General features: G+C 39.1%; 32 protein-coding genes and 1 riboswitch. Of the genes, 12 read left to right on the top strand and 20 right to left on the bottom strand.

Going from position 1 to position 26,564, the window contains the following annotated elements; genetic code table 11:
- Positions 1-4: 4 nt before the first annotated feature.
- Both A33I_RS01665 and A33I_RS01670 read left to right on the top strand, forming a co-directional pair.
- On the top strand, positions 5-2,149 hold the full coding sequence (locus tag A33I_RS01665; RefSeq protein WP_022626746.1) for a flagellar assembly protein A: 2,145 nt from the start codon (positions 5-7) through the stop codon (positions 2,147-2,149).
- 20 nt (positions 2,150-2,169) lie between these two features.
- Positions 2,170-2,481 carry an STAS domain-containing protein gene (locus A33I_RS01670; protein WP_012958029.1) on the top strand — a complete coding sequence of 104 codons (312 nt, stop codon included), beginning with the start codon at positions 2,170-2,172 and terminating at the stop codon, positions 2,479-2,481.
- Positions 2,482-2,489: 8 nt separating this feature from the next.
- Here A33I_RS01670 and A33I_RS20715 read toward each other — a convergent pair whose 3' ends face one another.
- Both A33I_RS20715 and A33I_RS01675 read right to left on the bottom strand, forming a co-directional pair.
- Positions 2,490-2,657 carry a hypothetical protein gene (locus A33I_RS20715; protein ID WP_022626747.1) on the bottom strand — a complete coding sequence of 56 codons (168 nt, stop codon included), beginning with the start codon at positions 2,655-2,657 and terminating at the stop codon, positions 2,490-2,492.
- A 133-nt stretch (positions 2,658-2,790) separates the two neighbouring features.
- A complete protein-coding gene (locus A33I_RS01675; protein ID WP_022626748.1) occupies positions 2,791-4,410 on the bottom strand; it encodes a GAF domain-containing sensor histidine kinase in 1,620 nt (539 codons plus the stop codon).
- A 307-nt stretch (positions 4,411-4,717) separates the two neighbouring features.
- Between A33I_RS01675 and A33I_RS01680 the strand changes: the two genes are divergently transcribed.
- The gene (locus A33I_RS01680) at positions 4,718-5,377 is read left to right on the top strand and encodes a phosphatase PAP2 family protein (protein WP_022626749.1); all 660 of its coding nucleotides are present in this window, start codon (positions 4,718-4,720) and stop codon (positions 5,375-5,377) included.
- 21 nt (positions 5,378-5,398) lie between these two features.
- Here the strand turns inward: A33I_RS01680 and A33I_RS01685 are convergent, their stop codons facing one another.
- Positions 5,399-5,791, bottom strand: a complete 393-nt coding sequence (locus tag A33I_RS01685; protein ID WP_022626750.1) for a YusW family protein — start codon at positions 5,789-5,791, stop codon at positions 5,399-5,401.
- 166 nt (positions 5,792-5,957) lie between these two features.
- Between A33I_RS01685 and A33I_RS01690 the strand changes: the two genes are divergently transcribed.
- The 3 genes from A33I_RS01690 (at position 5,958) to A33I_RS01700 (ending at position 7,096) form a co-directional block, all read left to right on the top strand.
- On the top strand, positions 5,958-6,371 hold the full coding sequence (locus tag A33I_RS01690) for a fluoride efflux transporter FluC (RefSeq protein WP_022626751.1): 414 nt from the start codon (positions 5,958-5,960) through the stop codon (positions 6,369-6,371).
- Positions 6,368-6,757 (top strand): fluoride efflux transporter CrcB, encoded by a 390-nt coding sequence (gene crcB, locus A33I_RS01695; RefSeq protein WP_022626752.1) that lies wholly within the window; start codon positions 6,368-6,370, stop codon positions 6,755-6,757. Before A33I_RS01690 ends, crcB begins: the two co-directional genes overlap by 4 nt.
- Before the next feature lie 138 nt (positions 6,758-6,895).
- Positions 6,896-7,096, top strand: a complete 201-nt coding sequence (locus A33I_RS01700; RefSeq protein ID WP_012958035.1) for a WYL domain-containing protein — start codon at positions 6,896-6,898, stop codon at positions 7,094-7,096.
- 41 nt (positions 7,097-7,137) lie between these two features.
- Here A33I_RS01700 and A33I_RS01705 read toward each other — a convergent pair whose 3' ends face one another.
- On the bottom strand, positions 7,138-8,070 hold the full coding sequence (locus A33I_RS01705; RefSeq protein ID WP_022626753.1) for a manganese-dependent inorganic pyrophosphatase: 933 nt from the start codon (positions 8,068-8,070) through the stop codon (positions 7,138-7,140).
- A gap of 207 nt (positions 8,071-8,277) precedes the next feature.
- Here A33I_RS01705 and A33I_RS01710 point away from each other — a divergent pair, with 207 nt between their 5' ends.
- From A33I_RS01710 to A33I_RS01720, 4 genes are all read left to right on the top strand, one after another.
- Positions 8,278-8,751 (top strand): RDD family protein, encoded by a 474-nt coding sequence (locus A33I_RS01710; protein ID WP_022626754.1) that lies wholly within the window; start codon positions 8,278-8,280, stop codon positions 8,749-8,751.
- 36 nt (positions 8,752-8,787) lie between these two features.
- Entirely contained in the window at positions 8,788-8,916 is a 129-nt protein-coding gene (locus tag A33I_RS21380) for a hypothetical protein (protein WP_022626755.1), read from the top strand.
- Positions 8,917-8,960: 44 nt separating this feature from the next.
- Positions 8,961-10,532 (top strand): M3 family metallopeptidase, encoded by a 1,572-nt coding sequence (locus A33I_RS01715; protein ID WP_022626756.1) that lies wholly within the window; start codon positions 8,961-8,963, stop codon positions 10,530-10,532.
- A 144-nt stretch (positions 10,533-10,676) separates the two neighbouring features.
- Complete coding sequence (locus tag A33I_RS01720; protein ID WP_022626757.1) at positions 10,677-11,507, top strand: aldo/keto reductase; 831 nt, start codon at positions 10,677-10,679, stop codon at positions 11,505-11,507.
- 44 nt (positions 11,508-11,551) lie between these two features.
- On the opposite strand, the gene A33I_RS01725 is transcribed toward A33I_RS01720, so the two are convergent.
- On the bottom strand, positions 11,552-12,883 hold the full coding sequence (locus tag A33I_RS01725) for an alkaline phosphatase (protein ID WP_022626758.1): 1,332 nt from the start codon (positions 12,881-12,883) through the stop codon (positions 11,552-11,554).
- Between the two features lie 273 nt (positions 12,884-13,156).
- On the opposite strand from A33I_RS01725, the gene A33I_RS01730 reads away from it, so the two are divergent.
- Positions 13,157-13,600, top strand: coding sequence for a pyridoxamine 5'-phosphate oxidase family protein (locus tag A33I_RS01730; RefSeq protein WP_022626759.1), 444 nt, complete (start codon positions 13,157-13,159; stop codon positions 13,598-13,600).
- An 11-nt stretch (positions 13,601-13,611) separates the two neighbouring features.
- A complete protein-coding gene (locus tag A33I_RS20720) occupies positions 13,612-13,752 on the top strand; it encodes a hypothetical protein (protein WP_161808672.1) in 141 nt (46 codons plus the stop codon).
- Between the two features lie 48 nt (positions 13,753-13,800).
- On the opposite strand, the gene A33I_RS01735 is transcribed toward A33I_RS20720, so the two are convergent.
- The 15 genes from A33I_RS01735 to A33I_RS01805 form a co-directional block, all read right to left on the bottom strand.
- Positions 13,801-14,757 (bottom strand): ABC transporter substrate-binding protein, encoded by a 957-nt coding sequence (locus A33I_RS01735; RefSeq protein WP_022626760.1) that lies wholly within the window; start codon positions 14,755-14,757, stop codon positions 13,801-13,803.
- Between the two features lie 2 nt (positions 14,758-14,759).
- On the bottom strand, positions 14,760-15,500 hold the full coding sequence (locus A33I_RS01740) for an ABC transporter permease (RefSeq protein WP_022626761.1): 741 nt from the start codon (positions 15,498-15,500) through the stop codon (positions 14,760-14,762).
- The gene (locus tag A33I_RS01745) at positions 15,497-16,237 is read right to left on the bottom strand and encodes an ABC transporter ATP-binding protein (protein ID WP_022626762.1); all 741 of its coding nucleotides are present in this window, start codon (positions 16,235-16,237) and stop codon (positions 15,497-15,499) included. The genes A33I_RS01740 and A33I_RS01745 overlap by 4 nt, the downstream gene beginning before the upstream one ends.
- Positions 16,227-16,904, bottom strand: coding sequence for a thiaminase II (gene tenA / locus A33I_RS01750; protein ID WP_022626763.1), 678 nt, complete (start codon positions 16,902-16,904; stop codon positions 16,227-16,229). The genes A33I_RS01745 and tenA overlap by 11 nt, the downstream gene beginning before the upstream one ends.
- Before the next feature lie 38 nt (positions 16,905-16,942).
- Positions 16,943-18,217: an acetylornithine deacetylase gene (locus tag A33I_RS01755; protein ID WP_022626764.1), complete on the bottom strand. Its 1,275-nt coding sequence runs from the start codon at positions 18,215-18,217 to the stop codon at positions 16,943-16,945.
- A gap of 126 nt (positions 18,218-18,343) precedes the next feature.
- Positions 18,344-18,444, bottom strand: a riboswitch (TPP riboswitch).
- A 154-nt stretch (positions 18,445-18,598) separates the two neighbouring features.
- Entirely contained in the window at positions 18,599-18,871 is a 273-nt protein-coding gene (locus A33I_RS01760) for an HU family DNA-binding protein (protein WP_012958047.1), read from the bottom strand.
- Between the two features lie 293 nt (positions 18,872-19,164).
- Positions 19,165-19,704, bottom strand: a complete 540-nt coding sequence (pssA, locus tag A33I_RS01765) for a CDP-diacylglycerol--serine O-phosphatidyltransferase (RefSeq protein ID WP_012958048.1) — start codon at positions 19,702-19,704, stop codon at positions 19,165-19,167.
- 283 nt (positions 19,705-19,987) lie between these two features.
- Entirely contained in the window at positions 19,988-20,449 is a 462-nt protein-coding gene (locus tag A33I_RS01770) for a small multi-drug export protein (RefSeq protein WP_022626765.1), read from the bottom strand.
- Positions 20,450-20,602: 153 nt separating this feature from the next.
- The gene (mnhG, locus tag A33I_RS01775) at positions 20,603-20,962 is read right to left on the bottom strand and encodes a monovalent cation/H(+) antiporter subunit G (RefSeq protein ID WP_012958050.1); all 360 of its coding nucleotides are present in this window, start codon (positions 20,960-20,962) and stop codon (positions 20,603-20,605) included.
- A complete protein-coding gene (locus A33I_RS01780) occupies positions 20,949-21,224 on the bottom strand; it encodes a Na(+)/H(+) antiporter subunit F1 (RefSeq protein WP_012958051.1) in 276 nt (91 codons plus the stop codon). Before A33I_RS01780 ends, mnhG begins: the two co-directional genes overlap by 14 nt.
- 1 nt (position 21,225) lies before the next feature.
- The gene (locus tag A33I_RS01785; protein WP_022626766.1) at positions 21,226-21,702 is read right to left on the bottom strand and encodes a Na+/H+ antiporter subunit E; all 477 of its coding nucleotides are present in this window, start codon (positions 21,700-21,702) and stop codon (positions 21,226-21,228) included.
- A 6-nt stretch (positions 21,703-21,708) separates the two neighbouring features.
- Positions 21,709-23,190: a Na+/H+ antiporter subunit D gene (locus A33I_RS01790; protein ID WP_022626767.1), complete on the bottom strand. Its 1,482-nt coding sequence runs from the start codon at positions 23,188-23,190 to the stop codon at positions 21,709-21,711.
- Positions 23,183-23,521, bottom strand: coding sequence for a Na(+)/H(+) antiporter subunit C (locus tag A33I_RS01795; RefSeq protein WP_022626768.1), 339 nt, complete (start codon positions 23,519-23,521; stop codon positions 23,183-23,185). The genes A33I_RS01790 and A33I_RS01795 overlap by 8 nt, the downstream gene beginning before the upstream one ends.
- Positions 23,521-23,955 (bottom strand): Na(+)/H(+) antiporter subunit B, encoded by a 435-nt coding sequence (locus tag A33I_RS01800; protein WP_022626769.1) that lies wholly within the window; start codon positions 23,953-23,955, stop codon positions 23,521-23,523. Before A33I_RS01800 ends, A33I_RS01795 begins: the two co-directional genes overlap by 1 nt.
- Complete coding sequence (locus tag A33I_RS01805; RefSeq protein WP_022626770.1) at positions 23,952-26,369, bottom strand: Na+/H+ antiporter subunit A; 2,418 nt, start codon at positions 26,367-26,369, stop codon at positions 23,952-23,954. The genes A33I_RS01800 and A33I_RS01805 overlap by 4 nt, the downstream gene beginning before the upstream one ends.
- Between the last annotated feature and the right edge of the window lie 195 nt (positions 26,370-26,564).

The raw sequence follows: 26,564 nt of genomic DNA on the forward strand, positions 1-26,564 counted from the left end.
TCGTATGGCTCAAAGCATTATTTCAAAAGGACGCGATATTAACGAGGCAATCTCAGTTGGGTTAACGATTTTAAATACGACAATTAATGATGTAAATATAGAAGTCATTCAGAATGAGAAAAAAGGATTTTTGAAGATCGGCAAGAAAACGGCAGTGGTTAAATTAACAAAGCGAAAGAACACATTTAATGACTCTTCTGATAGCGGCATTAACCATCAAGACTTTATTGAGCAGGCTGCTGCTCGTGAAGTGACAAGTGAAAATATGATTGACGAATTTGAATTGATGGAAAAGTTGATTTCACAGTTAGATATCGATGAAGACGGGTCGATCAAAGAGGATACATTAAGTGAGACTCCTATTAATGAAACCTCTGTCCCTACTAATAATAATAACGGAATGGGTAAAGCATGGGTGGAAAATGGCCTTTTGCAATGCAACTCCTCTAGCACCCATTATCCCGTTATTACAGTGCCAAAAGGAATCAATGTTTATAAAAATAAGGAACGTGTAACGTCATCTTCCTTGATCATTACACAAGAAGATGATATACAAATTGAACTAGCCGAAGAAAAAATAGAAACAAAATGGAATATATCCATGGACAAAAATCACTTGAAGGTCATGTTAAACGTTTTTCCAGGGTACAAAATTACTAGAACGTTAGCAGATGTGGGACCGAGTGAGCACTTGAAACTAGTTATAAAAGAAGAAAAAAGTGTGGACAATTCTTTGACCTATGAAGATATTATTAAAGAGTTAGACCAATTACGAGTTAAATATGGGTTTAATCATAATGAGATCATTAAAGCAATCGAGACCGTTGAAAAAGGTGAGTTTGAAATTGCAACAGGACTTGAGCCAAAGCCAGGGAAAAACGGCTGGGTAGAGGTTTTAGTAAAACTAGAGACTGAAAGTGGTTTAAAAGAAAAAGAAGATGGCAGTATTGACTTTAAAGAAATCAATGACATTCCTGCAATAGCTGAGGGTCAAGTAATAGGTGTTGTTTATGATCCAGTCCCTGGAGTACCGGGAGTAACTGTGCAAAATGATCCCTTGCCTGCAAAGCAGACATTCCCAGTAGTACTACAATTAGACAAGGAAGTCGAACGCGTAGGCGATCAAATTATCTCCTTACAAGCAGGAAGACCTAAAGTGGAAAAGAGAGGCCTTTTTGTGAGAGTCTCGGTTCTGCCGAAATTGACACATAAAGCAAATGTCGACCTAGAATCAGGAAATATTCGGTTTAGAGGAGATGTTGAGGTTCTTGGTAAAGTAGAAGAAGGGATGTTGGTAGAAGCTACTGGAGACATAACTATTCGTAAAGAGGTTAACCGATCAAAGATTCTTGCTGCAGGTGCGATTACATCGTATGGAAACATTATGTCCTCAGAACTGTCAGCAGGAAAGAGTAATATGATCATTACTGAACTAGGAGATCATCTAGCGAAAATAAATATGAATCTAAAAATGATTTTAAAGCTGATTGAACAATTAACACAATCACCTGCATTTAAAAATACAGACTTCAATCGCAGGGGACTGAAACCCCTTATTATTATTTTGCTCGAAAAGAAATTCAGAGGGTTTCCTGGACTTGTCAAAACGTTTAATGAGAAGGTTACAAAGCATAAGAAAGAAATTGCAGACAAAAGGTTCCTTGATGTGTCTTCTCAATTAAACCAATGTTTCTTGTCACTAAATAGGGAGAATGTTACTCATGAGTATATACTGAACCTCTCAAAAGAAATTCACCAACTATATGAAATGAGCCAGACTCCAGTTGAACCGGAAGCTTTTATCACTATACCAAGTGCAGTTAACAGTCAACTTTATTGCAGCGGAGATATTACTATTCATGGGAAGGGCAGCGTTCATTCTAAAATATATGCCGGTGGAAAATTAAAAATTAGAGGTATTATAAGAGGCGGCGAAGTATTTGGACGACATGGAGTACAAATTAACGAAGTTGGCTCAGATATGGGCGCAGTAACAAAGATAGCTGTTCCACGTGATCAGAAGATTAGAATTGATAAAGCAATGGATGGAACGACAATTAAAATAGGAAATGTAGCTCATACATTTAGTGAGACAACGCACTTTGTTAATGCTTATCTTAATGAGGAACAAAAAATGGTGCTACATTAGTGGTGATGGAGGTAGAAGGAATGACTCATTTTACCCTCAGTAAGAAAATGAACGAACTTGAGGTTAAACTTATAGGTGACTTAGATATCGATAGTACAGAATTAATTGAGGAAGAATTACTTCCTGCTCTTATGCAACACCAAACAATCATTATAAACTTTGAAGAGGTTCCATTTATTGATTCGTCAGGTATTGGTCTCTTATTAAGTACCATTCAAACGTTAAATGAGCAGCAAATTGCGTTAACGATTTCTAAAGTAAGAACTGAAGTGATGGATATTTTTGAAATGCTGCAAATACCTGAGATTGTGGGGAAGGACATCTTTGTATAAGGACCAGGTTAAACAGCATGTGCTTTTAACTTAGAAGCCTGTAACAAAATAGAACTTAATTGTAAAATATCATGTTTAATTGCTTGTTTTATATAGGCGTTGCTGCACTTAATATATTCATCGGCTAATTTTCTTAACTCTTGCTTGAAAACTTCACACTCAATGTTAGTTAACATGAAAAACACCTCTAGTTAGTATTAGTTTCTAGTATCTTATTACCCATAACAAAAGAAAGTGAAACATATTTAATGGGTAAAAAATAATAGATATTTATACCTATTAAAAGAAGCATCCGTATACTGGATGCTTCTACTTTTTTACTATTGGTATTTCAATCCAAAACGTACTGCCTTCTCCTAATTGACTGTCTACACCGATCTTTCCTTGCATCTCTGTGACAATCTGCTTGACTAACGACAGACCTATTCCAGTTCCCTCTGCTTCCATTGAAAATTCCTCGGTACGATAAAATGGATCAAAGATCTTCGACTGTTCGACAAAGGAGATTCCCACTCCGGTATCCGCTACATTCACAGTGACCGTATGTTCTGAAACTTGATAAGAAATAGTAATGTTTCCATGCTCTCGATTGTACTTTACGCTGTTGCTAAGTAAGTTTAAAAGAACCTGATGTAATCTGACAGGGTCAGAGTAGATAATTTGGTCGGATTTGAGTTTTAATTCTTCACAATTCATTTTAAGCTTTTTTAATTGTGCATAAGGAGTGATTTCGCTTAATGCAGCTTGAACAATGGCATCCAAATCGACCTCTTGAAACTCTATAAAGGGCTTGCCGTTTTCAAGTTTCACTAATTTAAGAATATCATTTATCATCGCCAAAAGATGTCTTCCTGACTTCAAAATCTTATCTACTTTAGCGAGTTGTTGAGCTGACAGCGGCGTAACAGCATCCTGATGAAGAAGCTGTGAGAATCCTAAAATAGAATTTAAAGGCGTTCTTAATTCATGACTCATCATCGCTAGAAAATCAGATTTAGCCTTATGTGCTTTTTCAGCTTGAGCTTGTGCATATACTAGTGAAGTGTTGGCTTGTTCTAATTCTATATTCGTTTGTTGTAACTTAGCGATTAATGAAAGCCTATCTAAAGTAATCGATACTTGAGTACAGATTCTCTCAATTAGATCTAATTCCTCTTTGATGAAATGTGTACGGGTTTTTGATCCGAAAGACAAAGTACCGACTAACTTGCCATAAGAGATCAGAGGGTGACATACATATGCTTGTATACCCAACGATTTAATTAAATTGACTTTAGGGTCTATAGAGCTTGAAATATCTTCAGCAATAATTTTATGTTGGTTGAGAGCAGCCGTACCACATACTGCTTGACCAAAATCTAAGCAGCACATCCCATCTGCTATTTCTTTTGGAATACCGTAATAGTTCATCAGCCGCAGTTTATTCGCTCGTTCATCAAAAATATAATTAAAATAAACATCTAAGTCTAAGTAATGTGACAAGCTGTTAAACAGATTATCTAGCAATTCTTTTGGATCTTCTTGAAAAATCAAATCGCTTGAGGCCTCAGCAAGCAATGCAAGCTTTTTTTCATTCTGGGTAATCAGTTGATCGACCTGTTTATGTCTTGTTAAGTCTTTAAAAAACATTGAGAAACCTTCTCCAAAAGGGAAAATGCCAACCTCCACCCATTTAAATGAAAGGAGGGGCTTGCTTACTTCCAAATGAATAGGAATCATTTCCGTCTTGGATCTGAAAAAAGCATCTTCAAATGTATTATGACATGATGGCGGCAGAAGCTCCCATAGGTCACTGTGGCTAAGATTCATTTGTTCCTCACCTTCTTTAGAGGAAGCATGAGTAATTTTATAAGCAGAATTAATCACTACATATAAATCTGAATTCCTACTTATGCTGGTGCTCTGCTGATTCAACAGACTATTTATCATAGACTTACCCCTTAAATAATAAATTTACACGTCAATAGAAACAGACAAGAGGAGACTAATAAACGAAAATCATGCGGGTCTATAGTTCTAGAGAAGTAAAATGCTTATAGGTAAATAATAGTAGTTGTGTGTACTTATTATTATACCTTTTTTAACCGTATTTGGGTGATTTTTTTAATAGTTTTTACGATTGAATTTTAGAATCTATAGCTTTTGTCATATAACTTAAGCTGAGTCATTAAAATTCAAGAAAAGAGGGTATAGTATGTAAAATATTGCAGAGAAATATTGCAGTGAGAGGTGAAGGATGAAAAAAAAGTTTCCTTATAAAGCTTTAATACCTTTTATTTTATTGTTTGTCTTCTTCTTGATTACTACGTATTCCGTCTTAAAAGGATATACGAGGGAATTCGATCGCTTGTTATTAGAAAGTGCAGCTGATTTTCATACCGACTTACTAACCAAAATGATGACATTTTTTAGTTTTATCGGTGCAACTAAGCCGGTTGTTGTTATTTCTATATTATTTCTTGGAGTGATCTACTTAAAATACCGTAACTTACAAGATGTTATTCTTTTTGCACTAGTATCGCTTGGTTCAGTTACACTTAATGTAGTGTTAAAAATGACCATAAAAAGAGAACGTCCTGAATCAAGTTTAATAGTGGAATCAGGATATAGTTATCCCAGCGCTCATACAATGGCTGCTGTATCACTGTATGGAATGATTATTTATTTATTATGGAAACACACACCCACCGTCAAGGCGAGAATAATCATGATTACATTTGGTGTAAGTATGATTTTAATGATAGCGTTCAGCCGAATATACTTAGGGGTTCATTATGCAAGTGATATTATAGGAGGGGTATTAATCAGTAGCTTTTGGCTGCTAACTTTACTCACTATATTTCAAAGGTACCGAAAGAAGGAGAAGAAGAAATCTACCCAAAAAGACACCTGCTAGAGTAGAGGTGTCTCACAATTTTTACCCTTTAAATTCAATTTCTAACTCTGCACCATTATCAAAATCAACTTCGAGTTCAAATTCTTTAACGTCTTCTCTGTTGATACCAAGTTTAGATAGTACATCCGTTATTACTGTATCTTGGTTTGATGATGGTGTAAGTGCAAGGGAGTCCAAAAACTCTTTTACTTTAGAGGCGGCCTCTTGCCCGTAGAGAGCAGGTTCACCAGGGATGAGATATTTTGCCTCAACAGTACTGCCGATCATTTCGTATTCAAGGTCATATTTCTTTCCATCCTTAAGATCAACCTCCAATTCAAAATCAATAATACTTTGAGCTGCTAAGACACTAGTAGCCGTTCCTGTCACCAGTCCAATAAATAATAACGTACACAGAACCCATTTAAGTCTCACTTTAAATACCTCCTAATTATTTTGTCTTGTATAATTTGTGCATTCAGGAATTATTTATTCTATTTGGCAGCCGCTGAATAAATAGCTGATTTTAAATTTACGAACACTTACTTTATAATAGATAGAATGTTAATCAGCTTTTAGTGTAGTAAGGTGGGAGGCTTGTATGAATGATTTAACGAAGAACATTATTGCGATTAGTATAGGAGGGGCAATAGGAACGACTTTTAGGTACATATTTAATATAGTAACGCTTGAAACAGGCTATCCCTTGGGTACAATTATAGAAAATCTTGGCGGAAGTTTTTTATTAGGGTTTTTGACTGCTTGGTTTATTGTTTTTAAACCAAAAGAGTGGGTGAAAACGGGACTTGGAGTAGGTTTATGCGGAGGGTTTACGACGATGTCTACTTTTGCTGCAGACTCCGTTCTCTTGTATAGTGTACACATTTATAACACTTTAATTTATGTGGTTATCTCCCTCTTTGGCGGAGTGGTGTGTGCATTAGCAGGTTCGGTTCTAGGCACTGCGATAGCTAAACGCAAACTGAAAACGAGAGAAGGAGGGCTTAAATCATGAGTATATTCCTTCTTGCATTAGGCGGAGCTATTGGCGCTGTCACTAGATATCTTTTGGGTTTAATCATAATGAAGAAGTTTCCAAAACCTCCTGTACCCACTGCAATGCTCGTTGTGAATATATTAGGATCCTTTGGGCTAGGGGCTTTTTTGGGAGGGTATTTTGGTGAAGTCCCATTAGGTGCTTATGAAGACCCTCTCTTTTTATCAATTGGACTTGGTTTTTTTGGAGCATTTACTACCTATTCAACCTTCAGTGTTGAGTCTGTTATGTTAATCGAACAAAAAGAGTGGCGAAAACTACTGGCATATATCGGATTAAGTATTTTAGGGTCCATAATCACTTTTTTGTTAGGCTTCTGGATATCAGCGAGTATTTTTCATTAGAACAGCTTTATGGAGCTGTTCTTTTTTGTCATTTTTTTGGTTAAATGGCATACAATAATTAAGAATGTATGTTCTTATTTGTGTTGATTGAGAACGTGCGTTTGTGTATAATGTAAAAAAGTGAGTGAGGTGGGTCTAATGAAAGGACAGCTAAGAAGAGCCATAGAAAACAAAAAGAAGATTGAAATGATCTATCTATCTGCTGAGGGCATGGTTACCCAAAGGAGTATTACCATTATTCAAATGAATGAAACTCATTTGATCGCCTATTGCCATAAAAGAAGGCAGCGGCGTATGTTTAAAATCGATCATATTCTTTCATTAGAGGAAACCGCATAAAAAAATCTTGCTTCTATTTAGAAGCAAGATTTGAGAGTACATTAACCAATAGCTTTGGTTAATGCAGGAATAATTTGTTTTTTTCTTGATACGACACCTTTTAAAAGAGCTGTGTCTTCAGTAATCGCTACATCGAATGCTTCGCCGACTTTAGCTGCTCCCGCACCGTAGGTAAGGATCGTAGAATCTCCTTCTAAGATGTCTGTAATTGCTAGAACAAATACTTCGAGTCCTTTTTCTTCGATCGTTCTATTCATTGCAGCTGCAAGTTCGTCTTTTCTCGCTAGTACTTCTGCTACATCAACTGTGTTTACTTGTGCAACCTCAACTAATTTGTCTCCCATAGGAAACTCTTTACTGTCAATTGAGATAATTTCTTCCGCTGAACGGTTCTCAAGCTTCGTTCCTGCTTTTAACATTTCAAGGCCGTATTCATCAAGGTTAATTTCTGCAATTTCAGCCAAACTCTTAGCAGCTTGTACATCTTCTTCTGTACATGTTGGTGATTTGAATAATAATGAGTCAGAGATAATAGCAGATACCATTAAACCAGCAAATTGTTTTGTGATTTCTACATTATTCTCTTGGTACATTTTTCGTAGAATGGTTGTTGTACATCCAACCGGCTCTACTCGGAAATGAAGTGGCTCTTTCGTTTGGAAATTTGCAATACGATGGTGGTCTACTACTTCAATAATCTTTACATTCTCAATGTCATCTACACTTTGTTGAAATTCATTATGGTCAACAAGCGCGACTTCAGCAACCTCATCTGAAACCGTATTTACAAGTCGAGGCTTTTCAGCATTAAAATAGTTTAATGCAAAGGCAGTCTCTTCGTTAATCTCTCCAAGACGAACAGCTTCAACATTCCCTCCAAGCTTAGATTTAAGGTCTGCATAAATTAAAGCAGAACAAATAGTATCAGTATCTGGATTCTTGTGACCGAAAACTAAAATTTTATCATTACTCATATTCAAATCCACCTCTTTAATTAGTGTTGTATGTAATTGGCATGAATTCTCACTGATTCATTTTACATCATAGAAATTGATTCTTCAATCCTATCATTCCTATAAGGGAAGGGGAATAATCTCCATCTATCAAGAAATTCGTCCGTTCTTAACTGATTTTTTAGAAAATTATGTTATAATTAACTGGCAAAAAAAGGGGGAGAAGCGGTGGGGATTGATTGGAAGGCCCGTTTATTAAATAAAGATGAGTTAGCAAGCGGCTGGTATCGTATATTAGCAGGTTTTTATGATTTTTTATTTCTGTCCGTAGTACTTCTTTTGGCTTCGGCAGGAACAACTTCTTGGTTGATGGTCATTTCTGAATCACCTCATTATGATGCAGAAGGATTTTCAAGATATTTATATCAAAATGAGTTTCATTTGCTCCTCATTAACTGGGGGATATTAGCGGTCATATTTATTTTTGTGCATTTTTTATATGTATTTCGTGCAGGACGTTCGTTTGGTATGATGATTGTTGATTTACATGTATATAACGAAGAGGCTGAAAAACCGTCACGATTACAATTGCTTTCTCGTGAGTTTTTAAAATATATTCTATTTCCATTTGTCATTATAACGTTCTTTAAAAAAGAAAGGCCTTTATATGAACGAATAACCAAAACGTACTTAGTTAAGTAAAGTAGATCTAAGTTTGGCATAAATGAGGTGTTCGAAATGAAATGGGATTTGGACCGAATTACACCGAGGGGGCCAGATGAAATAGAGGTTCCCAAGTATTTAAAGAATATTGAAGAAGGTTTAGAAAGCCTTAAAGTCAAGATACAAAAGAATACAAGAAACTAGATCTGCAGAAGCTTTACCAATCATGGTATCAGCTATTTGAATATGTGATTTGTTTACGCTCTATCGATACAACAAAAGAAGCTCCTCAAATATGGCTTGATCAGGTCAATCAAGTGTATAGCATTTATAAAATAGTAGAATCGCAAGTAGAGATTGAATTGGCTGGACTGAGAGAGCAAGAATGGAAGGTCCTTCGCGGTGATAAGCGTTTAGCAGAAATTAGAACTCATCTAGAGCACGGTAGAGGTAAACAGCTGTCACGTAATCAAGCGAAAGGAGAAGCGATATTTTCCTTAGAGGCAGATGGTTTGCATGCTTGGGGTGACCTTCATCAACTAGCCGCAAATCGCATCTCATTCATGTTAGATGAAGATGAGCTTACGGCACAAAATGCTTTAAGTACGATTTATTACGGCAGTGATCGTGTAAAAAGAGTTGAAGGAATCAAGAAATGGAAAGAAGCATGGCAGCATGAAGCTCCTCTTTGTGCAAAAGCGCTCAATCATATAGCAGGATTCAGATTAAATGCTTATAAGAATCAGGGGATGGAATCATCTCTAGAGGAATCTCTTCATCTTAATCGGATGAATGAAAAAACGTTGGATGCTATGTGGAATTCGGTGCTTCAGCATATAGAGCCTTTTTATCATTACATCAGACATAAGCACGTATTATTTAAGGCAGATCATCTATGTTGGACTGACCAATTTGCATCATTGCCCCAAAAGCAAGATAAAATGCACATTCCTTTTAAAGAGGGAGTTGAATTTATTGAAAACCATTTAAAGAGCTTTGATGAGAATCTAGCTGCTTTTACTCGGCATATTGTTGAAAATGGCTGGATTGATGCGCTGCCCAGTGAGAGTAAGAGTCCGGGGGCATTTTGTGCAGCGTTTCCAATCGATAAGGAATCACGGATACTCATGCATTATAACCAACAAATAGAAAGTGTTGGCGTGCTAGCACATGAAATCGGACATGCCTATCATTACAAGCTATTGCAAGAGCTGCCTATGTACAGGCAGGACTGTCCTATGGTCATGGCAGAAATTGCATCAACGTTAACAGAAACGATTGTCATGCGGGCGGCTATCGAGAAGGCAGAAGATGACGGTGAAAAATTACATTTGTTAAACCAACAGCTCGTTCGTGATCTAGTTACGATCGTAAACAGCTATATCAGGCATCAGTTTGAAGTTGTCTTTTATGATAAACGTACATCTGGTTATGTAAGTGCTGATGAACTAAACATGCTCATGGAAAGTATTCAAAAAGAAGTGATGAATAATCTTTTTGATACATATGAGCCTACCTTTTGGGCCTCCTTAAGGCATTTTTATTTCACCCATAAACCGTTTGACCATTATCCTTATACCGTTGCCCATTTAATCAGCAGCGGATTCTATCAATTCCTAAAAAAATCGGATGATAGAGGGACTTTGTTGAAGGATATTCTGCTTGATACATCTGTTCTATCGGTTGAAGAACTTATAAAAAAATATACCGGAATGGATGCAGGAGAAGAAGAATTTTGGCTGCTAAGCTTAGAAAAAGTGTTTGAGGATATTGAAGAGTTCATACACCTTAGCCAACGAGTGTCACTAGAAGACTCTTAATAAGAAAAGCTTTCTTGTTTTAAAGCTTTAACGATTTACTTAGATGAAATAAAGCTTGTCAGATGTGATAGAGGTATAGGAAAATAGAATAGAAAGAACTTTTAGTTAAATTCATTTTTAATGAAGTATGGGGAGGATGGAAGTATGGTTATGAGTTTGCAAGAGGCAACTACGTTACATAATGGAGTGAAAATGCCTTGGTTTGGCCTTGGCGTATATAAAGTGAAAGATGGGTCTGAGGCAAGTGAATCCGTTCGTATTGCCATTCAAAATGGATACAGAAGTATTGATACGGCTGCGATATATAAAAACGAAGAAGGGGTAGGACAAGGTATTAAAGAGTCAGGTATTCCTCGGGAAGAATTGTTTATCACTTCTAAAGTATGGAATGCTGATCAAGGCTATGAATCAACCCTTGCAGCATTCGATCAGAGCTTAAAACGTCTTGATCTCGATTATTTAGATTTATACCTCATTCACTGGCCTGTTGAAGGGAAATTCATTGAGACATGGAAAGCGCTTGAGAAGCTTTATAAAGATGGGAAAGTAAAGGCTGTCGGTGTAAGTAATTTCCACATTCATCACCTTCGTGACCTTTTAAAAGAAGCTGAGATTAAGCCGATGATCAACCAAGTAGAGTTTCACCCGCATCTTACCCAAGTAGAATTAAAGCAATTTTGTGAGAGTGAAGGGATTCAGCTTGAAGCATGGTCTCCGTTAAAGCAAGGTGAATTACTAGAAGATGAGACCATTAAAGAAATAGCTGAATCGTACAGAAAATCACCAGCTCAAATTATTTTGCGCTGGGACCTTCAACAAAAAGTCATTACAATCCCTAAATCTATTAAAGAATATCGCATTATTGCCAATGCGGATATTTTTGACTTTGAATTAACAAATGAAGATATGGATCGTATCAATGCATTAAACAAAGATGAGCGCTGCGGCCCAGATCCTGATAATTTTGATTTCTAAATCGAAAAAGGAGTTCCTCTAATGCAGAGGAACTCCTTTTCTTATTACTTACCAAACTCAATTTTCATTGCTTCGGCAATTCGATTTGGCAGGTCTGTATTATCTAGCAGACCGTAAAATAAATCTGATTGCGGACCGTAGGCATATACAGGAACATCGACACCTGTATGTGCTTTTGATGTCCAGCCCACATAGGCACGCTCGCTTATTATTTGATTGATTGTCATCGCTGTTTGATTAGCAGCGGCTGATTTAATGCGAGCTTCTTCATCTTCTGTAAGCTTAATGTTGGCATATTGGCTTACAATGTCGCGTGCATTGCTGCGATCTTCATTCAACTCCCCGGCCATAAAATCTCCCGTAGCCGTTACATCTCTTAAAATATCAACTTTTGAAAGGTATTCATCATAACCGCCAACACTCATTCCGCCTGTATCATGATCTCCTGCAACGACTACTAATGTTTTACCGTCTTTCTTAGCAAACTCTAATGCTTCTTCAACGGCCATTTCAAAAGCTTCCGAGTCTTTCATTGCCCAAGCTGCATCATGTGCATGACCGGCCCAATCGATTTGGCTTCCTTCTACCATTAAGAAAAACCCTTTTTTATTATTTGATAGCGAATGTAGTGCAGCGGTGGTCATATCTGCGAGACTTGGCTCCTCTGTGTGATCCCGATCTAGTTCTGGTGCCATGCCGCCATCTGCAAATAAGCCTAGCACTTTATCCTGTTTGCCATTCATTGCTAAAAGCTCTTCTTTTGTCTCTACGAATTCATATCCATTCGATTTAGCTTCTTCTACTAAATTACGTTCTGCTTGATTTCCATTTTCTTCTTTTGGCAGGAAGTTGCTTTTACCCCCTCCAAGCATGACATCTACATCATTGATTAATTGAAGAGCAATATCAGCCTCACTGCCGCGAGACTCAACATGTGAACCGAACACAGCCGGAGTGGCATGCGTGATGGTCGAGGTCGCAACGAGCCCGGTTGATTTTCCTGCATCACTTGCTGCTTCCAAAACTGTATCAAGAATTTCCCCCTCTGGAGAAACACTGACCATACCATTATTTGTCTTAGAGCCCGTTGCCATGGCGGTTCCTGCTGCTGCGGAATCAGTTACCCAGTTATCGGCAGAGTTGGTTTTCATCATTCCTACTAACATCGAATCTAAGACTGTGTCTTCTCCTTTGTAAATTCGATAATTCGTCGCATAACTAGCAGAATAACCATCTGGAATCATGAAGATGACGTTTTCTACTTTGGCATTTGAGTGGGAGGGAGGTCCTGCGTTAACATGTTGCACGTAACTAAACCCTGAAACGATCATTGCTGTGCACAAAGCGGTAGCGGCAAATCTTTTAAACATTTTCATTCTTGTTTCCTCCTATGTATAACTAGTTTTGCTTACAAATAGTAGTTTACATAGATTTTATTTAGGTAGAATAAAGAGGAGTCTAACGATTGGTAAAGATTGCTACAGTTAAATGACAGAAAATAGGGAGTTTTTACCTTGTGAGACTTGGTTCATATCTAATCTACAACTAAGAGAGCAGGAATATATAGTGGTGCAGAAAGGTAGAAGGGATGGGGATTAACGTGTCGAAGTGAAAGTAAGAATCATATAAATAGAAAGGTTGATTAAATAGTGAAAATCATACGTGATCGCGGAGAAGTCGATATGGAAAAGCTGCTCAAGAAGTCTTTATTTGCCCATTTGGCTACAGTAGAAGAGAACGTCCCGAGAGATTCACCTGTTTGGTTTTTATGGGAAGAAGGGAAGCTGTGGATTATAGGAGATATAAACACCGATAGTTTCCCGAGGAGAATAGAGGCGGAACCTCAATGTGCTTTAGGAATAGTGGAGTATGATCAAAGGACTGGGAAGGTTATACATATTGGCTTTAGAGGAGCAGGGGAGGTTGTGTCTTTTGACCAAGAAAGAGCAAATCGCCTGTTAACGCGTTACTTAGGAGCAGAACAAGATAAATGGGATCCACGTTTTACGTCATTTGGCAAAACAGCCATCCTTATCTCTATCACACCCGAGACGGTCGTAGTGAGGGATCAATCATATAAAGTTTTAGAATAGATTTTGTATCAATGAAACGCATTTTGAACTTAGGCGGTAAGTGGTGGTCGATTGTATGTTTTCAAAACATTTATGAGTCTGTCGGCAAGAGAATTGCTCGGTTTCATCACTTCTTTGCATCAGTTGAAGGCATTATTGGGTCTATCATTTAACTAACTCGGCCAAAAAAAGAGCTGCCCAATAGGACAGCTCTTTGATAACTATTCTTTAGTTTCTTCTAACCAGTTTTCAATCTGCTCCCAATGCTCTTTGCTTTGTGCTCCGAAAGCTTCTTCTTCTGTTTCCATTTTACTTAGAAGGATATCTAAACTTTCTTTTTCGACTGTTTCAATTAAAGGGAAGTTAGCTTCTTCTTGGTTGTCTAAGAGGATGTTAAGGCTCTCCTCAGGCTCATCTCTCATTTGTTCATAGCCTTTTACAGCCGCACGCCAAAAGGCTTCTACGGTTTCTTGTCGCTCGTTCATCAGCTTTTCATTCGTGATTAACACAAGCTCATAATAAGAAGGAACACCGTAGTCTGTCGGGTTAAAATAGTTTATATCGTAACCCTCATGCTTTAACACTGGGTATTCGTGATTAATATATGCTCCGATGATCGCATCAGCACGTTCCGTCATAATGGCTGGACCTAATTCAAATCCGATATCGATCATTTTAACTTTAGAGAAGTCTCCTCCGTCGTTTTCAACCATCGTTTTTAGCAGCTGTTCATTTAATGGAATACCAGGGTAACCGACTGTTTTACCTTCTAAGTCACGTGGGCTTGAGAAGTTCTGGTCCGCTAAAAACATTACGTGATTAAGAGGGCTTCGTACAATGGGAGCCACCGCTTCAATAGGCAAGCCTTGATGCTGGGCTGTAATAATATCAGGCTGATAACTTAAAGCAAAGTCAAGTTCTCCTGCTGCCGTTAAGTTAATAGGGTCGGTAGGGTTGGCAGGGAAAATGATGTTTACGTTTAATCCTTCTTCTTCAAAATAGCCATTTTCTATTGCGGTATACAGGAAGGTATGAACAGCGTTAGGATACCAATCTAGCATAATGTCTACATCTTCTAAGGGATCAGTAGACTCTGCAGACGTTTCTGTGACCTCTCCGCCACAAGCAGCTAGAACTAAAAGGTAAAGCGTGAGCGATAATAAGTGTAATCTTTTCATTGTTAAGCCCTCCAACGTAATAGGTATCGTTCAATAATAGTGATAAGTAAAAATCCAAGGATTCCAATAAGCGCAAGCCATACGATTGGAGCAAATACTCCAGCCCCGTCAAATTGAGTCATCATTCGTCTGCTGAAATAGCCGAGACCAGCTTCTGCGCCTAACCACTCCCCGATCGCTGCTCCTACGACACTGAGCGGTACAGCGACTTTCATTCCTGATAAGAAAGAAGGCAGGCTATGGGGAACATATAATTTAATAAACGTTGCAAACGGGCTTGCATTCATTGTTTGAAATAATTCTCTTAATTCCTTTGGAGTTGACTTTAAACCATCATACATGTTGACCGTAATCGGAAAAAAGGTAATAAGGACAGTGACGACCACTTTACTCCAAACGGAATAGCCAAACCAAAGCACAAAGATCGGTGCTAGTGCAATGATAGGTATAGTTTGTGAAATAACAAGAAGCGGGTAAAGAGCCCTCTCAATAAGCCGGTAGCCATGCATACATATAGCGACTGTGACTCCTAAAATAGTGGAGATAACAAGCCCTGTAATCACCACCTGGAGTGTTGCAGGGAGGTGGGTAAAGAATAATGTTGAATGAAGCGAAATTAATTTATCTGTGATGGCTAATGGTCCTGGCATCAAATAAGGTTTATCAATAAATCCAGCTAAGATCTCCCAGCTGATTAATAGCCCGAGTAAGAGCAGGCCGGGAGCCGTATAGTTTCTAATCATATTGAGTCAACTCCACTAAACAGCTGCCTCATAATCTGTTGTTTAAACGGAGCCAGTGTTTCAAGATTTGCTCTAGGGTGAGGTTCTTCTATTGACAGTTCTAAATAAGTACTCATTGGGCTGCTAGAGAAGACTAGGATTCGATCACTTACTCTTATGGCTTCATCCATATCGTGAGTAATTAATATGACAGTTAAATTCAAGTCCCTGCAGACCTTTTGCAGCCAATCCTGCATATGGAGCCTGGTCATGGCATCTAAGGCGCTGAAGGGCTCATCTAATAGTAAGAGCTTAGAACCCCCAATCATCGCTCTTAGAAAGGATGCACGCTGCCTCATTCCGCCTGAAAGTTCTCTAGGGTATTGATGCTGTGTACCTTCTAATCCAAACTGAACAAAATAAGGTTCGGCGATTGTTTTTGCTTCTTTTTTATTCACGCCTTTTAACTCGAGCGGGAGGGTAACATTTTCTAGAACCGTACGCCATTCTAAAAGAAGGTCTTTTTGCGGCATATAGCCCATAGCGCTATTGTTGTTATGAAAAAGAGCTTCTCCGTGCTGAGGCTGTTCTAGACCCATGAGTAAACGGAAGATAGTGCTTTTACCCGCTCCGCTCGGTGCAATGAGAGAGAGAAATTCTCCCTCATAAACTTCTGCATTTAAACGTTCAATCGTTGGCCGCTGAGCCGTTTTATAAGTGAATGTTATATCGCGTAGTTCAAGCAGCTTAGCGGACATGAGAAGGCCAAGACTCCTCGTTATAAGACATCTCCCAAAACATATATTCAAAGCGGCTTGTGTTAAAAAAAATCTCTTCAAGACGGGCTAATTCACTCTCAGGGAGTCCAAGGGCTAATTCATCAAGCAGTTTAATCAGCCAATCAGCGATTTCGCCAAATTCTTCTGATTGATACATCGTAATCCACTCGCCATAAAATTCATGTTCCATGGCTCCTGGTATTTCTGCGAGCTTCTTTCCAATTTCATAATAGCTCCAAGCACAAGGGAGAATGGCAGTCACTAAATCAATTAAAGAGCCTCTCTCAGAAACACTTAACATATAACTGCTGTAGGCTAATGTCATCGGGGCAGCTTGGGTAGCTTCTAACTCTTCAGCCGAGATCCCAAGTCTCTCTGCATATTGCCTGTGAAGGTCCATCTCAATGTTTAATGTGGCGTCAAGCATTTTGGCAAATAGGGCCATATTTTTAAGCGAATTTGCTTTCATGCTTGCAAGCGCAAATAGTCTGGAGTAATCAATTAGGTAGACATAGTCTTGTTTCATAAAGAACTTAAATTTCTCAATATCAAGTGTCCCGTCCCCGATTCCTTTTACAAATGGATGGTTATGACTAGCCTCCCAAATGGGGAGGGCCTTTTGATGTAAACGTGCTGAAAATGACATGTGCAATTCCTCCTTTTTTATCCTACGTTATATAAAAGCTATTGCTTTTCTTTATGACACCATTCATAGATAAACGTTAATATGGTTTTTGTATAATCAATGAGTTGATCAATAGAGAGCTCTTCATTCACAGCATGGGCATGGATTAACTCCCCAGGACCATAGATGACGGTTGGAATACCAGCCTCACCAAGCCACCCGCCGTCGGTTACAGTAGAAGACATTCCGACTTTTGTTTTAACACCAAACGTTTTATGGTGAGTGGATTCTAAAAGCTTCAACCCATTCCACTCCAAATCAATCGGAAGGGCAGGGAAGATTTCACCCCGGTCTTCAATCATCGAAGTACCGCCCCAACGGAAAAGAGGAGGGTGTTCTTTTAACCACGGGTCACCAGCTGCAACGGCAAGTAAATGTTCTTCAATCTCACGGGTGACCTCTTGATACGTTTCATCAGGATAGTAGTGCACTGTAATCCAAAGCGAGCATTCATCAGCTATAAATGCCGCATGACGGCCGCCCTCAATCACAGCTGGGTTGATTGTATTCATACCGCTTGGGAAACCAGGGTATGACTTTGTGATGGCCCAATGACGCTCAAGCTCGCTAAGACCTTGAATCAACTTAGTCATTTTTTCAATAGCACTCGCACCATAGAGTCCGCCGCCAGCATGAATCATATTGCGTCTCAGTCCGTCATGGAAGGTTTTTGGGCTTTTCACTGTTACCCAGCCTGTAATGACTCCGCCTTGCCCGTGAATCTCGCAATTACTTGTATCAGCTACAATCGCAAAATCTGAACCGTAGCCCCGGTCGCAGCATTCTTTTGTACCAGCTTCACCGACTTCTTCCCCAATGACCGATTCAATCGTCAGATCACCTGGAAGTTCTATACCTGCTTCATGGAGAAGTTTTGCTGCAAACAGGCAGGCAGCCAGACCGCCTTTCATGTCTGCCGTTCCGCGTCCGTACACCTTTCGCCCTTCTTTAATCAGTTTAAAAGGGGGGGAGGTCCAGTTTTCGTCTTTGGAAACGGAAGCTACATCTACATGTCCGTTTAAGAGTAAACTGCGGTGGTGAGCAGAAGCTGTCCCTTTTTTAACAGCTACGACATTTGGGTCATTTGGGTAAACATCCCACATATCAATATCAAAGCCCGCATCGGCAAGGTAGTGAGCGATAAAATCTTGTGCTTCTTTCGTATTTCTAGCTGGGGGGCTTTCCGTTTGATATTCTACTAGCTGCTGCAACAGGCAGATAAGTTCTTCTTCTCTTTCCTCAACATTTTCAATGAGTTCTGCAATAGATTTCATGTTCTCACTCCTTTAAAGCAAATAAAAAACCACTTCTATAAAAGAAGTGGTTGATATACGTCATATGTACAGTAAAACCTTGCTGTATGCAATCTCGCTGAACACAGCTGGAGTTACAACTGAGAATAGACGCTCTCACCACTTCCCTCCGCTAGTATTATCTAGATCAGGTAATAGGGTTAAGGCTTGCACCTTTCTCAGCAATAATTGCACCCCTAGTGGTCTGGCTATTTAATTTTGTTATTTTAATATGAGTCTGAAAATATGAATCTGAAACTACTTTCAAATTATCATACTTTTTTTAAGGTTTCAATATTAAATGTGATATGACTCTTTGAAAAAAGCGAAGAGTACTCCTCTTCGCTTTTACTTTTGACGTTATTAGTTTACAGCGTCTTTTAATTGTTTACCTGGCTTGAATGCTGGGTTCTTTGTTGCTGGGATTTCAATTTCTTGGCCAGTTTGCGGGTTGCGGCCTTTACGTGCAGAACGCTCACGTACTTCAAAGCTTCCGAAACCTACTAGCTGAACTTTACCACCTTCAACAAGTGCGTTAGTGATGCTGTCAAATACAGCGTCTACTGCTTTAGAAGCATCTTTCTTAGAAAGGTCTGCCTGCTCTGATACTGAATTAATTAGATCTGTTTTGTTCATGAAAAAAACTCCCTTTCATACCTTGTTTTGAAAAACGCTAGATAAACTCTTATAGAATGTGAATCTATCTTCGTTTGTTCGATTGGATTTAATAACTGTCCCAACAAGCTAAAATAACCTGCAACTCAAATTTACTCATTAAACCCCAGTAGTGTCAAGACTTTGGGGGTAAATTCAAGCATTTAAAGTCAATTTTTCCACTCTTTTTGACATTTCGACAGCAAAAAAGCGTAGATTCCCTAATTTAGATACGAAAAAAGCTCAAGCAGTCGCTTTGAGCTTTATCCTTTATTCTACATCTTACGCACTTTAAATGAGCTGACCATAAGCAAGGCAAGGATCATCGTAATGAACATAAAACTATATGCTTCTAGAAATGGAACTAATAGAGATGAAAATGTTAAGATACATCCTGCAGCTGTGATAGGAAGGCCAACAAAGAAGCCATGACTTTCCATTACATTAAAGCGAGCTAAACGTATCGCTCCGCAAATAATAAAGATAATCGCAAAAATTGCCCCGACTGAGCCGAATTCATGTAAAACAGCTTGATGAATCAATAAAGCTGGTGCGACTCCAAAAGAGACAATATCACTCAGTGAGTCTAGTTGTTTTCCAAATTCAGACGTAGACTGAAAGCGTCTTGCTGCTGCTCCGTCAAGTCGGTCACATACCGCTGCAATTGTAATAAATAACAATCCCATTCTAAGTTCATTTTGCAGAACAAAGATGATTGAGAGGGCACCTAACCCAAGGTTCATTAGTGTTAATATATTTGCAATTTGACCTTTCATTTTCTTCACCGTCTGATCGAGATGTTCTAAAAGGAACATTCACTTCACTCCTTAACGTTAGCTAAACAAATGCTCCTAACGTCCTTTATAAATTAATATCATAACACACTCGAGCCGTTTTCACTAGAGAACGAAGTCGATAAAACAGCACTATTTTTGTCATATTATGGGGATTGCTTGATAATGAGACCATTAAGTCGATTAACTGTCAAGTTAGCAATACAGAAAATGAAGTCCTAACAAAGGGGGAGGGACGTACGTAAACATCCTAACAAAAGCCTTCATGAACTGTACATGAAGGCGTCTAATCCAGTAATAATCCCTAACTAGTGAACCAGGTAAAACCATAATAGGTGCCGATAGCAAAAACAAGAATCCAGGCAATTAAGCTGATGGTCATCCACCAAGTAGCAGCTTGTTTCTTCGCTCCAAGTGCAAGCGCCATAAGGATCGTTAAATGGGTGCCTAAAATCAGCGGCCCTCCAATGGAAAGGCCGGGAAGACCATAACGGTTCCAGACTCGCTTAGCGCGCTCCTGACGCTTTGTAGGAGGCTTTTCTTCGATTCCTTTCTCCTCGCGTCTGCGTGCTCTCCATGCCTCGAATTTTTCGTAGAAAATAACGACAAGTAAAATAGTCAGCATGTTACCGACAAAACCAACAATTGATACGAGCACTGGATTTAGCCCGCGAATAATTCCGATTGGTATAACGACAATCGCTTCGAGCCAAGGCGTAGCTGCCGCCAAAAATACTAATATATACTCCCATAATGATTGAAACATGTAAACCTCCGAGTCATCACATTAATAATAGAGCAAGTGTATCATCTGCTCATAAACAAATCCACTAAAAAATTCCACTTTAAAACAGAGAGGGGCTGTCCCAAGATCGTTTTATGATCTTAATGGACAGCCCCCTTATTCTTTATGCGAAGCTTAATTGCTTCCTTTCATTTTCTTCTCATACATCTTCTTTAGGTCATCTTGAGTACTCTTTTCCCATAAAGGCACGCCTACACGATAAGCAGAACGGCCCATCATCATTCCTGCTACAGGAGCAGTTAGGAAAACGAATAAAATCGTTAATAACAGCTTCCCGACAAATTCACCGTGAACGAGAAAGAAGAATAAGAACGTTGCGAGCATAATCGAGATTACACCAAGTGTTGCACTCTTTGTCGCAGCGTGGAGACGACCGTACACATCAGGGAAACGAATAATCCCGATCGAACCTAACAGGCTAAGAAAGCCGCCAATGAGAACAAAGATACTAATAATTATCTCAACCGCGGTCAAAGACAACACCCCTTTCAATAAATTTAGAAAGCGCAATCGACCCGATAAAGGCAAGAATACTAATGACAAGAACAACTTCTGAGTATGCCAAAGTTTCCTGAAGCATCATAATGACCCCGATGAAGCCAATTAGATTGATGCCAAATGTATCAAGCGCTACGATGCGGTCAGACATCGTAGGGCCGATTAATGTACGGATAAAGCAAACGAACAATGAGATAGACATGACCACTAATACAATCATTAAAATGGATTGGAACATATTATTTGGTCACCTCCAAAATAGCACGTTCAAATGTATCGTGAATATCACGAATCATTTTCTCTTTATTAGGAACATCAATCGCATGGATATAGATGTATTTATTATCATCTGAGAAATCCATCGATAGTGTACCTGGAGTAAGAGAGATAAGAGATGCTAGAAGACTTAACTCCCAGTCTGTTTTTAATTTAGTAGGCACAGCTACAATTCCAGGTTGGATATTCATTTTAGGACTTAACACAATCTTAATCACGTCTATATTGGCTAATATAAGTTCTTTAAAGAATAAACCAATTAACTTAATAATAGCCCATACGCGGCGCATGTAAAAATCAAAACGCAGAAAACGTCTTAAAACGAATAAGATGAAAATCCCAACAACATATCCAATTAAGAAGTCGACAGCTGTATAGCTATTTTGAAAGTTAACCCAGATAACCGCAATGACAAGGTTTAATAATATTTGAAAAGCCATTAGCATCTACTCCTTAAGTACAGATTCGATATAAATCGTTGGGTCTAGAATTTGGTCAGCTACTTGCAGTGAATATTGGAAAATTGGCTCAGCTGCGAAACCAAGGATAATGGTTAAAGCGACAAGTGGAACAATTGGCAGTAAGAGTTTGCCCACTTTATAGTTTGCTTGTTGTTCTGTATGCTTCTGCTCACCCCAGAATGCGTAAATGAAAATCTTCATCATTGAGAACAATGTAAGAAGTCCTACTGCAAGAGCGACAGCGGCAATAATATAATTCTCATTTAAGAATGCAGCTAAAATAAGCGCAAACTTACTAAAGAATCCACTTAGCGGCGGGATACCAGCTAAGGAAATTGCAGAGATAAAGAACATCCATGCAAGCCATGGGTGGGTTTTAAGTAAACCGCCCATTTTCTTTAGATCGGTTGTTCCGGTAATTTTTTGCGTTGCCCCTGCAAATAAGAAGAGGGCTGCTTTAACGATAATATGGTGGGCAATATAGTAAATCGCACCGGCAATTGCTAGCTGCGTGTAAATACCAAGCCCCATCACCATGTAACCAACCTGACTGATAATGTGGTATGAGAGGATTCGCTTAAAGTCAAACTGTGAAACGGCCCCAAGTACCCCAAAGAACATCGTCAGACCAGCTAAAATTAGAATTAACATATGGGTAAAGTCTGGATCATGAGTAAAGATCAGCGTGAATGTACGCATGATCGCATAGATCCCAACTTTCGTTAATAAGCCCCCGAATAATGCGGCAATTGCTGCTGGCGGTCCGTAGTATGAGCGCGGAAGCCAGAAATAAAGAGGGAAGAGACCACCCTTCATAGCAAATACAACTAAGAATATAACCGCAATAACATTTAATACGCCTGTCTGTTCAAGTTCACCGACTTTAACAGCTAAGTCAGCTAAGTTCAGTGTTCCTGTAATCGAGTAAAGATAGGCCACACCGACAATGAACAAGATCGAAGCAAAAACATTGATCATTACATATTTTAATGATTCACGAAGCTGATACTTCGTCCCTCCTAATACAATTAAAATGTAGGAGGCAATCAGCATCACTTCGAAGAAGACGAATAGGTTAAATAAGTCTCCGGTTAAGAATGCTCCGTTTACCCCTGCAAGTAAGAAGAAGTAGAACGGATAGAAATAATATTTCTCACGTTCTGAGGAGATCGTTTGAAAGGCAAAGAACAAACAAACAACCCCTACAATACTGGCGAGAATGACCATCATGGTAGCAAACATGTCGGCAACTAAGACAATACCAAATGGTGCTTGCCAGTTACCCAGTTCAAGAACAGAGATTCCATTTTGATATACATCAACTGCAAGATAAATAGCTACTAACAGCATGCCGATCACAGTAAATCCGCTGACCACACGCTGTAAGCTATGATTTTTTGCAAATAAAATGAGAATCGTACCTACAATAAATGGGATTAGAATCGGTAGTATGACTAAGTTATTCATCTGCAGATCCCCTTAATTGGTCTAAATCATCTGTCTTGTGCTCTTTGTACGTTCTGTATGCAAGTACAAGCAAGAATGATGTGACCCCAAAACTAATTACAATCGCTGTTAAAATCAATGCTTGAGGCAATGGATCACTATATGTGCTAGCCTCAAGACCAAGTAGTGGCGGTGCTCCTCTTTGTAAGCCTGCCATCGTGAGCAGCAGGAGATGTGCTCCATGTGATAACAGGATTAAACCTACAATCACTCGAAGCAAGCTTTTCGTAAGAATTAAATAGGTTCCGACCATAAAGAGGACACCAACAGTGATGGACATTAATATTTCCATTACATATCATCCTCCGCAATCGTAAGAATTATCGTGAGTGCAATACCGACAACAACCAGGTAGATACCAAGGTCGAAAGGCAGCGCTGTAGTCAGCTCTGTTTCACCTAGAATTGGTATCTGATAGTACTCAAAATATTGAGTAAGATACGGATCGCCGACTAATAAGCCGCCAAAGCCCGTAACAATTGCCAGCAACAAACCGAAGGCAATCATTTTTGTAAAGTCAAATGGTATTGCTTTTTTGATGCTCTTCATATCAAACCCAAGATACATTAAAAGCAGGGCACTTGCCGTCATTAATCCACCGATAAACCCTCCGCCGGGGTTGTTGTGTCCGGCGAAGAATAGGTAGACGGAAAATGCAAGGATGATGAATGTCACAACGCGGGTGACGGAATGAAGAAGGACATCATTAGATTTTAAGTTCTTCACACATCTTCCCTCCCTGTCATTCGTAGCTTAATTAATGCAATGACACCTAATGCAGCAATTCCAAGTACAAGAACCTCAAGCAACGTATCAAGTCCACGGAAGTCAACAAGGATGACGTTTACCATGTTGTACCCACCTGCGAGCTCTTTAGAGTTCTCTACAAAGAATTGTGAGATAGGCTCAATACCTGCTTCATTTCCAAGAGCAAGAGAACTTAAGGCAATCGCAGTTACAAGGAACCCGACTCCAATAGAGATAATCAAGTTCACGATGTTAAAGCGCGGCTTGAATTCTTCTTTGCGTAATTCTGGCAAATGATAAAAAGCAAGCATTAAGAGTAAAACTGTAACCGTCTCAACTAGTAATTGTGTTAAGGCAAGATCTGGTGCACGGAACACAACAAATAGTAAAGCGAGTAAGAAACCAATAACCCCTACAACAATAACAGCGGTGATCCGTTTATTAATAAATGGAATGGAAAGCGTTGCTGCAATAAAGACGAGCGTAATGACCCAAATATATGGAGCAATACCCGTTACATTGGTTGTATCGATTGTAAAGGCATCGTAGCGGAACATTGTATAGCCAAGCAATAGAATCATGAAAGCGGTCATATATGCGAAATAATCACGCAATAGACCAGTCATTTGGATTCTTGTTACAGCTTGAGAACCTGAAATGACACCGCTAAGTGAATTGTCGTAGAACCAGTTAAGCGGGTCGCGTTCTTTCATATAGAAGGCCGTTTTTGCCCAGTTTTTCATCATTAAGAATAAGATAATCCCAGCTGCTACAACACCCATTGTCATAAACAGTTCCGCATTAAAGCCATGCCACATATAAATATTGACATAGAACAGTTCCCCATCGGCAAGTACTGTAGGCAGAACAGCCTGCATTGCAGGTTCAATGATTGTATAAGCTAAGATGTTCGGGAAGAAACCAAAGACGATAACAAGAGAGCCTAGAATAACTGGACTGATTAACATTCCAATTGGAGCCTCATGTACTTTTACGTCATAATTTTCTGGCTGAAATTTCCCTGTAAATGTTTTAAAGAACATGATTAAGCAGTATAAGAATGTAAATACAGACGCAATCCAAGCTAGTACAACAATGATGATGCCGAATGTTTCCATATTGAAGGCGTTCATTTCTGTTGCGCGAAGAAGCGCTGTAAAGAACATTTCTTTACTTAAGAACCCGTTAAATGGAGGAAGACCTGCCATTGATGCGAGTCCAATTAATGAAACCGTAAATGTGACCGGCATGATGGCCATTAAACCACCAAGCTTACGGATATCACGTGTGCCGGTTTCATGGTCGATAATACCGGCTGTCATAAAGAGACTTCCTTTAAAGGTTGCATGGTTTATTAAGTGGAAAATCGCAGCCATTATTGCAAACGAATAAAAGGCTGGATCGACGCTGTCACCAAAATAAATCGCTGCAGAACCTAAGCCTAGTAAAGTCATAATCAGACCGAGCTGACTGACCGTTGAGAAGGCGAGAATTCCCTTTAAGTCTTTTTGTCTGACAGCTGATGTTGAACCCCATAACAGGGTGACAACACCAAATCCGGTTAAGAGCCAGAACCATTCTGCGCTGCCGGCAAACACAGGTGTAAGACGAGCAACAAGATAGATCCCTGCTTTAACCATCGTTGCAGAGTGAAGATACGCACTAACAGGTGTTGGTGCTTCCATCGCATCTGGCAGCCAGATGTGGAATGGGAACTGTGCAGATTTAGTGAAGGCACCAAGCAGCACTAAAATCATAGCTGGTAAAAACAATTCGCTTGATGTCACAAGATCTACATTTTCAATGATTTCGCGAATACTGAATGTGCCAGTCATGACATACAGCAATGAAAAACCACCGAGCATAGCAAATCCACCAAAAACGGTAATCAACATTGATTTTTGAGCACCATAGGTAGATTTTTCACGGTGGAACCAATAACTAATTAATAGCGATGAAGCTAAACTAGTTAATTCCCAGAACACATAAAGGACAATTAAGTTATCTGATAAGACAACCCCAAGCATTGCCCCCATGAACATGAGAAGGTACACATAGAAATTGTTCAAGCTTTCGGTCTTTTTTGATAAGTAAAAGATCGAATAGAGGATGACTAGAGTTCCAATACCGGTAATCAATAGGGCAAATAATAAACTCAACCCGTCTACAAAGACAGTAAAGTTAATCCCAAGGGACGGTACCCATGGAATGGTGTGCTCAACAACCCCTCCAGTTGAGGTTATCGAGAGGTATTGAATGAAATAGATAAATAGTACAAGCGGGAGTGCTAATACAAACCAGCCTGTGTGAATCCGTCTAGCGTATTTGTACAGAAATGGGATCAAAATAGCTAATAAAAAAGGCGAAATCGTAGCCCAGTGTAATACGGTCAAATCACATACCTCCTTAAATGGTTATTAGTAGAATTGGTTGGGCCCTATGTATTTATCCTCTTATCCGTATTTGAAAACCGAACAATTCTTAGACTATGTAGAATTATAACCTAATTTAAAAATGCGTGCATCCTTACAGCACTTAGCTTCACCCGCTTTTAAAGAATTTATTAAATATGAAGAAAGACGAAAAAT

This window comes from Alkalihalophilus marmarensis DSM 21297, assembly GCF_000474275.2.
Classification (GTDB): domain Bacteria; phylum Bacillota; class Bacilli; order Bacillales; family Bacillaceae_D; genus Alkalihalophilus; species Alkalihalophilus marmarensis.